The sequence below is a fragment of the bacterium genome (assembly GCA_035703895.1).
Taxonomy (GTDB): Bacteria; Sysuimicrobiota; Sysuimicrobiia; order Sysuimicrobiales; family Segetimicrobiaceae; genus Segetimicrobium.
The window spans coordinates 1-2545 of record DASSXJ010000321.1 but is presented as its reverse complement, the minus strand read 5'-3'; the positions used below and the strand labels follow the sequence as shown (position 1 = coordinate 2545).

General features: G+C 64.7%; 4 protein-coding genes. 2 read left to right on the top strand and 2 right to left on the bottom strand.

What is annotated here, in order from left to right:
- Positions 1–207: hypothetical protein (locus VFP86_21170; protein ID HET9002161.1), on the bottom strand; the 207-nt coding region annotated here is incomplete at its 3' end.
- Between the two features lie 354 nt (positions 208–561).
- On the opposite strand from VFP86_21170, the gene VFP86_21165 reads away from it, so the two are divergent.
- Complete coding sequence (locus VFP86_21165; protein HET9002160.1) at positions 562–726, top strand: hypothetical protein; 165 nt, start codon at positions 562–564, stop codon at positions 724–726.
- Positions 727–773: 47 nt separating this feature from the next.
- Positions 774–1766, top strand: coding sequence for an aldo/keto reductase (locus VFP86_21160; GenBank protein HET9002159.1), 993 nt, complete (start codon positions 774–776; stop codon positions 1764–1766).
- A gap of 451 nt (positions 1767–2217) precedes the next feature.
- Here the strand turns inward: VFP86_21160 and VFP86_21155 are convergent.
- On the bottom strand, positions 2218–2545 hold a 328-nt coding region (locus VFP86_21155; GenBank protein HET9002158.1), incomplete at its 5' end, for a multicopper oxidase domain-containing protein.

Here is a 2545-nt window from a genome sequence, read left to right as displayed (position 1 = left end):
GAGCCGGGTTTTGCCGACGCCGCCCGGCCCCATCACGGTGAGGAGGCGCACCGAATCGCCGAGGAGGTGGTGGCGCAGGGCCTCCAGTTCCCGGTCCCGGCCGATCAGGGGCGTGGGATCCGAGAGGAGGGTAAAGGGCAGGGTCCCAGGGGCGCTCGGTGGTGTCCTGCGAAAGGATCCCTGCGATCCTCGACCTGGCTTGGGCATCCAGTAGCTCCGTAGACAACCGCGGGGGGCTTGGCACGACCTCGGGAGAGGCGTTCCAGGTGAATGCGATCACGTGAGGGATGAGTGCAGTTCCGCTGTGCCGAGATGCCGGGAGGTCCCCCCCGAGTCACATACTAGCAAGCGACCTGCCCCTGTGCAAACAGGATGATGTCTACCTGCAGTTGAGCTCCGCTACCTCTCCAGTGCTGCCCTTTTGGCCTCTGGCGAGGTTGCCCTTCCGGACGATGCCGGTCGACCCTGCCTCTGCAACCATGAGAGCTGCGACGTCGCGCTGTGCGCGCGTCTTGGCGTATAGCCGACGCCTGACTGGGGAGATTGGAGGTGGCTCAACCTATGTCACCATTCGCTCGTTCGTGGTATGCGATTCTCTCGGGCATGGTCATGGGGCTGGCGCTGCTCGCGGCCGTGTGGGTGTTCTCCGGCGGTCCCGAGGCAGGGGTTCTTTCTGCCCAGCCGCCCGGAGGGATCGCCGGTTCAGCGGCCGGACAGGGACACTAACAGATGGTCTGCGACTAACCAACCTCAGAGAGAAAGGGGTGACCACGGTGAAATACACGTATCTAGGCCGGACCGGGCTCTATGTCTCACGTATTGCGTTGGGGCTGTGGCAGGCGGGTGGCGATTGGGGAGCGGTGGACGGGGCCGCGGAGACCGCCACCATTCAGCGGGCGCTCGACCTGGGGATCAATTTTTTTGACACCGCGCAGGCATATGGCTTCGGGGCATCCGAGCGACTGCTGGGCGCGGCGCTGCGCGACAAGATGCGCAGCGAACGCGACAAGATTGTGATCGCGACGAAAGGCGGGCTTCGACAGAGCGGCAACGGTCTGGTCCGCGACGCGAGCCCGGCCTGGCTCCGGAAGGGCATCGAAGAGAGTCTCCGGGCTCTCGGCACCGACCATGTGGACCTCTACCAGGTCCACTGGCCGGATCCGAAAACGCCGTTTGCCGAGACGGCCGATGCGCTGAGCGGGTTCGTGCGGGAAGGGAAAGCGCGCTACATTGGCGTTTCGAACTTCAGCGCCGCCGATCTCGCCGAAATGGGGCGGTACCGGCGCATCGATACCCTGCAACCGGCCTACAGCCTCTTTCGCCGGGAATTCGAGCGCGACGTCCTGCCCTATTGTCGGGAGCAAGGGATTGGCGTCCTCGTCTACGGGCCGCTGGCGCACGGCCTGCTTAGCGGACGGATGACGGCGAACCCGAAGTTCCCCGCGGGTGATTGGCGGAGCACGAGCCCGATCTTCCGGGGCGACACGCTCCGCACAAACCTCGCCGTAGTCGACAGGCTGCGGCGGCTCGCGGAACGCCGGGGTCATTCCCTCGTTCATCTGGCGATCGCGTGGACCCTTTCGGTTCCCGGCGTGCACGTGGCGATCGTGGGGTCGCATCGTCCCGAGCAGATTTCGGGATCGGTGGGCGCCGTCGAGTTGGAGCCGACGGCCGCCGATCGGGAAGAGGTCGAAACGATCATGAAGGATGCGGTTCTGCTGGGCGGCCCCTCCCCCGAGGCGATGCCCGCTGAGTCCGCGGCGTGACCTGATAGGTAGAATGGGGAGGTGTGGTGTGATGAGGTACCTAGTGATATTGCTCGCGATCGTGGTCGGCTTCGCGCCGGCGGCGGGCGCGGAAGCACTGTGACCGTCTACACCACACCGACACTGTGATACGTGTGGTACCTTTGATGGGGATCTTGTGCCGGAGGCGCTGAGCATTCCGCTCGGCGCCTCTGTTATGGTCTCGCCAGCCAAGTTCATCAGCTGTTCGCCCGGGGCAGGAGCTTGCCCCACGAGGGCGTGACCGCCCTCGCGGTACGCGGTCAGCAGCGGCGCCTCATTGACCACGTTCGCTAGGTCCCCCCCACTGAAACCCGGCCTGCGCTTGGCCAGCACCTCCATGTTGGCATCGCCGGCGATCGGCTTCCCGCGAATCTGCACCGGCGAGCCGAATGGCCCACGTTGAGGCAGGTGCCCGTTTACAGGTGCCCGCTCAGTAGAAGAGCACCTTGGCCATCATGCCTTTGTCCTCGTGCCGGATTATGTGGCAGTGGGACACGGCCATCCCCCGAACAACGGGCTGCCTCGCATCGAGGATGACATCGATGATTCCGCCGTCGCTCGGCACATCCATCGTGTCCAGCCAGACGGGATCCTGGACCGGCACGCCATTCACGGCATAGGTGAGGAAATGCACTTGATGGATGTGGAACGGGTGGATTTCGTGCGTCTGATTGACGACGCGCCAGTGCGCGATCGAACCGACGCGGACGCGGTATATGGGACCGTCGGTGGGCTCGAACCGGTGCTTATTGATGTAG

What these genes read in the sequence shown, in the direction of transcription:
- VFP86_21165 (HET9002160.1), top strand. Translation starts at nt 562, where the DNA reads ATGTCACCATTCGCTCGTTCGTGGTATGCGATTCTCTCGGGCATGGTC.